General features: G+C 57.1%; 8 protein-coding genes. 3 read left to right on the plus strand and 5 right to left on the minus strand.

Annotated elements, in window-relative coordinates:
• The 3 genes from BLR85_RS27480 to BLR85_RS27485 form a co-directional block, all read right to left on the minus strand.
• Positions 1 to 245 (minus strand): transposase (locus BLR85_RS27480; RefSeq protein WP_139188595.1); only part of this gene is annotated, 245 nt, incomplete at its 3' end.
• Between the two features lie 94 nt (positions 246 to 339).
• Positions 340 to 678, minus strand: coding sequence for a helix-turn-helix transcriptional regulator (locus tag BLR85_RS28850; protein WP_212635184.1), 339 nt, complete (start codon positions 676 to 678; stop codon positions 340 to 342).
• Between the two features lie 336 nt (positions 679 to 1,014).
• Positions 1,015 to 2,088, minus strand: coding sequence for a tyrosine-type recombinase/integrase (locus BLR85_RS27485; RefSeq protein WP_093164918.1), 1,074 nt, complete (start codon positions 2,086 to 2,088; stop codon positions 1,015 to 1,017).
• Between the two features lie 293 nt (positions 2,089 to 2,381).
• On the opposite strand from BLR85_RS27485, the gene BLR85_RS27490 reads away from it, so the two are divergent.
• The 3 genes from BLR85_RS27490 to BLR85_RS27500 all read left to right on the plus strand — a co-directional run bounded on the left by BLR85_RS27490 (position 2,382) and on the right by BLR85_RS27500 (position 4,557).
• Positions 2,382 to 3,182, plus strand: coding sequence for a DUF6635 family protein (locus BLR85_RS27490; RefSeq protein ID WP_093164920.1), 801 nt, complete (start codon positions 2,382 to 2,384; stop codon positions 3,180 to 3,182).
• Positions 3,183 to 3,237: 55 nt separating this feature from the next.
• The gene (locus tag BLR85_RS27495) at positions 3,238 to 4,008 is read left to right on the plus strand and encodes a TIGR01458 family HAD-type hydrolase (protein ID WP_093164923.1); all 771 of its coding nucleotides are present in this window, start codon (positions 3,238 to 3,240) and stop codon (positions 4,006 to 4,008) included.
• Between the two features lie 63 nt (positions 4,009 to 4,071).
• Positions 4,072 to 4,557, plus strand: a complete 486-nt coding sequence (locus BLR85_RS27500) for a flavodoxin family protein (protein WP_093164926.1) — start codon at positions 4,072 to 4,074, stop codon at positions 4,555 to 4,557.
• A gap of 204 nt (positions 4,558 to 4,761) precedes the next feature.
• On the opposite strand, the gene BLR85_RS27505 is transcribed toward BLR85_RS27500, so the two are convergent.
• Together BLR85_RS27505 and BLR85_RS27510 are read right to left on the minus strand one after the other, a co-directional pair.
• Positions 4,762 to 5,658, minus strand: coding sequence for a SphA family protein (locus BLR85_RS27505; RefSeq protein ID WP_170844813.1), 897 nt, complete (start codon positions 5,656 to 5,658; stop codon positions 4,762 to 4,764).
• A gap of 80 nt (positions 5,659 to 5,738) precedes the next feature.
• Positions 5,739 to 6,101, minus strand: a 363-nt coding sequence (locus BLR85_RS27510; protein WP_139188596.1) for a DUF3604 domain-containing protein, incomplete at its 5' end; no start/stop codon positions are given.

The raw sequence follows: 6,101 nt of genomic DNA on the forward strand, positions 1-6,101 counted from the left end.
TGGCGAGCCGTATCGCCAGCCAGCCGCCGCTTCCCGGCTTCAAGAAATTCCTTCGACCAGGCGTAGTACAGGCTCTCGGCGATCCCCTCACGGCGGCAAAGCGCGGCGATACTTTCCTCGCCACGAAGACCAGCCAGCACGATGCGGATCTTCTCTTCCGATGAGTAATGCTTGCGAGTCTTCCGCTTGATCCCCCTGACCAGCCTGTCAGCGGAATCCTTCGATGTTCCGGGTTTCTTGTTCATCTTCGCTCCTTATCAGCTTCGATGAACCAGAACCCTCCGTTGCTCAAACCCCTAAATCTCTCCGTCGGGTGCTGACGTCAGACAATAGCCTCAATCACTCTCCAGAGTCCGGCCCTTTGATTAAATCATTCACCCATATATCGAGGTCATTCTTTCTGTAGATCACCAATGATCCTGTCGACGCAAAGCGAGGACCTTTCGTGCGATTGTTTCGCATACGAAGTTTCGCGAGCGTAGACTCGGAGATGCCGAGATATTCAGCTGCTTGCCGGGGTCGGAGATATTGGAAAGCGGCGCCAAGATGCTCGCTTTCGTGCGCCTGATTATGCCTGTTCATTTCACTTTCTTTCTTTTTCCCTCGTTGCTCTAAATATTCCAGAAATTCGCTACCACAACAAGAGGAGAAAATCCGCAACGATATGAAAATAAACAATTTTTCAGGCTCCCGTTGAAAGCTCAACGAGGCGTTGAGGCCAAGTTTTCGAATTAACAAAGCCTTAGAGAGTTTACTGAAACAGTCGGTTTCCCTGTGGCTTTTTTTTTGGCTTTGTCACAAAACGGATTTGCGGACAGCATGGGACACTATGGGACGGACAGTCGAATCCATACACGTCTTCCTTAATTGCTGCCCGTGATCTCCGATTCGCTGACAGCCAGGTTTCAGCGCTGGCTCTTTAAAGTGTGGCGGACAGATACGGTCCGATCATACACCGTAGGTGTATCCATCAATTGATCCCGGTGGGTCAGCGCCGCTTCATTCGTATGACCGCTACAGAACTCGCCGCCGTAGCTCTGAACATACCGTCTCCATTGCCGGCCTAAGGGCGTCTATCGACGGTTTGGTGTATCGCTGACCAGTGATCGAGAGCGGCGTGTGGTTGAGCAGTCGACCGACAATTTCTTCCAGAACGCCGGCCTCCATTGCCACGGTGGCGAAGGTGCGGCGATGGGCGTGAGGGCTCCACTCCATCCGTGTGGGTGTTGTCAGGCGCCCATCTGGCCCCTTTGGCGATGGAAATACCCACTTGCGATGCAACCCACGGACAGGCGCAAGGATCTCTTGGTGTAACTGCAAGATCGGCAGATCGAAGCTGCGGCCGTTCTTGGTCATCGGCAGGTGGATATGATCCTCGCGGACATGCTTCCACTCCAGTGTTAGCGCTTCGCTCTTCCGGAACCCGGTGTACAGGATGAGTTCGTAGAAAACCGTGTGGATGGGATTGAAGAGTGCGTCGATTGCGGATCGCCAAACCCTGAGGTCATCGATGATCTCACCCTTGGGCTCTTCCGGATACCACTCGATCGCCATGGTTGGGCATTCCGGCAGATCATTGGTACGTCTGGCATGGTTCCAGACCGTGCGGAAGTACTTCAGCGTATGATTGGCCGTAGACGGCCTATCAGCCAGCGACCGATGGCGGTCTACCACTTGAGATTTGCTGATCTCGTCCAGCGGTAGGCGCATCCAGTCCTTCAGATGGTTCTCGAACTGCTGTCGGACACCTGATTTATGTGCATCGGAACGCAATTTGGGACGAGCCAGATAGGATTCCATTGCCTGTTCCAGTGTGGGCGCACCAATCTGTATCTTCTTGCCGGCGCCGCGCCCCCACTCCAAGGCAAAGCCGAGCGCGGTCTGGCGCGCGGCCTGCGCCGAAATAACCGGATACCGTCCAATGAGAACCCGTCGTGTCTGACCGCCGACATCCTTCTGGAAATACCAGGTCTTTGAACGCTTGCCGACGAAGAGCACGAGGCCCTTCACCTCATTGTCCCAATACTTTTCGGTACCTGATTTTGCAGGCGAAAGCTTGCGGGCAAAGGTCTCGGTGAGCTTGGGCATTTTGTCGGCTTTTTGTCTGTATTGGTAGGAAAAAGCATACACTCGCCGGAACCGACTGGAAAGATTAAACCTTTTAAAATGAACGCATTGGAATGGACAAGAACGTCGCGGAAAGATAGGCTATTTGCTTGGAAGGCAGGGGCTTTACCATTAAGCTATACCCGCAGTGGAAATCGGCTTAGTCGAAGGCTCACCGATCGTCAACAAGGATTACCGATTCTCGCGGCCTCCCCATCCATTTGATCGTTATCCGGGCGGTTTGCATTACAGTGGGGCGGACAGGTCAAGACGAAATGCCCAACACAGACATTCATGAAAAGGTGAACAGCTTCGTCCGGGAACACTTCGGCTTTCCCGGAACGCTTCGCCTGCATCGGGCCGCTCTCGGTTTGGACCTGCTTGCCGCACCCTTCAACGTCATGCTCGCGCCGGTTTTCCTGCTCTCTCGCATCATTGCCTTGCTATTGGAGATGCTCCGGCTTCAGCGCGCCAGCCGTTGGATCCTCGCTCACCCGATCTTTCTCCACTCGGCGGTCGCGCGCGCAGTTGAGCAACGGATCGAGATCGAACTCTGGCCTGCAGTCTCGCCGCAGGGGGCATCGCTGAACGATCGGCAGAGGCGGCTTCTGCGGGACTACACCAGCGTTCGAACCTCCGTCGCCGAGATCTTCACCACTCTCGTCGTGCTTGCGCTCGGCTTCTACCTGTTCCGAAATCCGACGCCGGGTATCGTCTCGCTGACCCCGTTCGTATCCGAACTCATGACACAAACCTCGGCCGTCTCGAACTTCCCGTTTGGTCGAGGGCTCGGGAAAATGTGGTATGCGGTATTTCCACCGGAGCGATCCGCAACCTACTTGATAACAGTTGGAATCAGCCTTGCGCTTGTGGCCTCGCTGGTCACGACCTTCGCCGGGATCATCGCCGACCCGATCCAGACATATCTTGGCATCCATCGCAGACGCCTGTTGCGGCTCCTTAACGATCTCGACGCAAGCGACGCGGCCGGACCGGTCCTGGCCCGGGAACATGCGCTCGCGCGGCTCGCGGACATCTCAGATGCCGGAGTCAGCCTATTTCGGATGCTGCGGTGATAGGTAGATTCACCACAGATTGGTGAAGTGATCATCCGAGGGGGACCAGTTCGAAATGATCGGAGGCGTGTTACTCGACATCTCTGGCGTTCTCTACCAGGGAGACGTGGCAATACCGGGCGCCGTCGAGGCTGTAAGGCGCCTTCGAAACGCCGGTTTACCGATCCGTTTCCTGACCAACTCCACTCGGCGACCAAAGCGGGACATCCTGACGAAACTCCAGTCGCTTGGCTTCGACGTCGACGGCAACGAAGTCCTGACGCCGGCAGCGGCTGCCTGTGCATGGCTTGAGGCGAATGGATATGTGCCCCACCTACTGGTGCATCCCGATCTGGAGGAAGACTTCGCCGCGTGCAGAACGGTCGGTCCGGTGGCCGTAGTTGTTGGGGATGCAGGTCTCTACTTCACTTACGAGCGATTGAATGAGGCCTTCCGGGAAATCGAGTCGGGTGCGCCGTTCCTGGCACTTGCCACCAACAGGGTCTTTCGTGACGCGGATGGAATGCTGAGCCTCGATGCAGGCGCCTTCGTTCGCGCGCTGGAATATTCCAGCGGCAAAGATGCGCTCGTGCTCGGCAAGCCCTCTGTCGCCTTCTTCCGGTCGGGCGCCGAGGGCATGGGAAGTGATCCTGCCGATATTGCCATGGTGGGAGATGACGCTGAGAGCGATGTGGCCGGTGCCATCTCTGCCGGTATTGGCATGGGCATCCTCGTCCGCACCGGCAAGTATCGCGACGGCGACGAAACTCGGTTTAACCCCGAACCGACGCATGTCGCGAGAGACATAGTCGAAGCGGTGGATGCAATCGTTGCAAACACAGGATAAAGGAACGTCCGCGCCGGAAAACCGACCCCAGACCCTTCGCTTCAAACCCAAAACCGCAGCGCAATGCCACAACTTCTCATAGTCTATCACTCCCGGACAGGTGGCAGCCGACAGATGGCAGAGGCGGCATTTGAAGCCGCGCGCATTGAAACGCCAACCGTTCTGAAGCGGGCGGAACAGGCCATCGCCGAAGATTTGTTGCAGGCCGATGGCTACATTTTCTGCGCGCCGGAAAACCTCGCCGCGCTATCGGGCGTTATGAAAGACTTCTTCGATCGTTGCTACTACCCTGTGCTGGGACGGATCGAGGGACGCCCTTACGCCCAGATGATATGCGCCGGTTCGGACGGTGAGAACGCGGCCCGGCAGACCGCGCGCATCGCCAGGGGGTGGCGGCTGCGTGAAGTCCAGCCCCCGATCATCGTCTGCACGCACGCTCAAACGCCCAAAGAGATCCTCGCCGACAAGGTCATTCAGGAAAACCAGCTTTCGCTATGTCGAGATCTTGGCGCAGCTATGGGGGCTGGGTTGTTTATGGGTGTCTTCTGATCAAGGCATCCCCATTGCCAGCACTTCCGGACATGCGTGGCCGTCGCGAAATCTCCCGTTTCGCAAGTGCCACATTGGTCAAAAAGGGCGGAGAGCGGCCATTCGCGGCAAAAACCATAGCCGGCGGCTCGGTAGACTTTGCAGACGATCGGTCCAAATGCGGCTGAAGGCGCGAGCAGAAAATGTCGAAAGTGTCCCGGCCGATCAGAACGGTATCGACAACGTAAAGAACGCCCCAACCCCCTCCGTCCTGTTTTTCGTTTCAAACTCGTTGTAGGCGCGCAGGCTTGCGTAAATCGGCCGGCCGTCAAACTCACCGCTATAGGCAATCTGAGGGCCTATTCCGTAGGTCTCCGATCTGAACCCATCGAGCACGGCTGGCGCTCCCTTGTCATCGGATATCTGCCTATAGGCAAACCCTACGGCTCCCAGTTGCCAGTTTTCTGACAGGAACTTCGAGACCGCCCAGTCCAGGTGAACGGAATCGCCGTTGGTATAGTTCGTGTCCGGGTTCTCGAAGTTATGGGTTATGCCCAACGTGGCAGAGGCTTCCCAGCCGTTCTCCGGGTTGAAATACGTGTAGGCCCCGCCGACATCGATTGCGCCATGGCCGAGGCCGATATTCGTAAGACGGTCCGGCTCGTAGTCTCCGACCGGGATCGCACCGGTAACATAGGCCATCCAGTTATGCGTGCCATTGTTCCAGAAGAGCTGGGCGGTCGGATAAAGATCTCCGAACCCGGAGACATCCTTTGACGTGCTGCCGGAGAGCGGCCCAAGTGTCGCGTCAGCGGATACATCGCTGTAGGCAATGATGGTCGCGAGTGAGAACGCCACCCTGCCGCCGAGCACTTCGGTATCCGGGCTGTAGGTCGGTATGATGAACTGCCCCAGATACCTCGCATTGATACCCAGACGAATCTCGCCGCCCAGGTCGATCTCCTGGCCGGTGGATACGTCACCTGAATAGGCATATGTGACCAGAGGCATCGAGAAACCGGTCTCGGGCGGGATCGCGGCAAAGCTTCCGTACTGGCCGGGCAACCAGAAACTCACGCCACCTTCGTCGGCAATTGCGGTGCCGCTCCCCAGAAGTGCCATTACCAGACCCGATCCGATGCCTGCTATTGTTCCGCCTTTCGGCAGCGGCGCATTCGAACAAGCGCGTGAGAGCATCACCATTAACCTTCTGACGGCGTGTACCAAATCGGAGAGGTATAGGCGCGTTCCTGCGTGGATGTTGGCACATCGTCCGGCATCTCGTCTCCGAACCGGACGGCGTCATAGACGGTCCATCTCGGGGTCGGGATTTCCAGGACCCGAGCATAATAGAATGCGCTGAGCGACGGATCGAACTCCGGATCTGTCCACACCGTGATCAGTTCCGGAGCACCGATTGAGTTGGTGAAGGTCCCGGTCTCGGCATCCACCGTATTTCCGATTGCTGGCAGTTTGCCATCCGCCCCCGGCTCCCGGTCGCCGGACCAGACCACATCGAAAACCTTCTCTTCGGTTTCCCCTTCCGCGTTCAGCCAGCCCTTGAC

Source organism: Aliiruegeria lutimaris (genome assembly GCF_900099935.1).
Taxonomy (GTDB): domain Bacteria; phylum Pseudomonadota; class Alphaproteobacteria; order Rhodobacterales; family Rhodobacteraceae; genus Tropicimonas; species Tropicimonas lutimaris.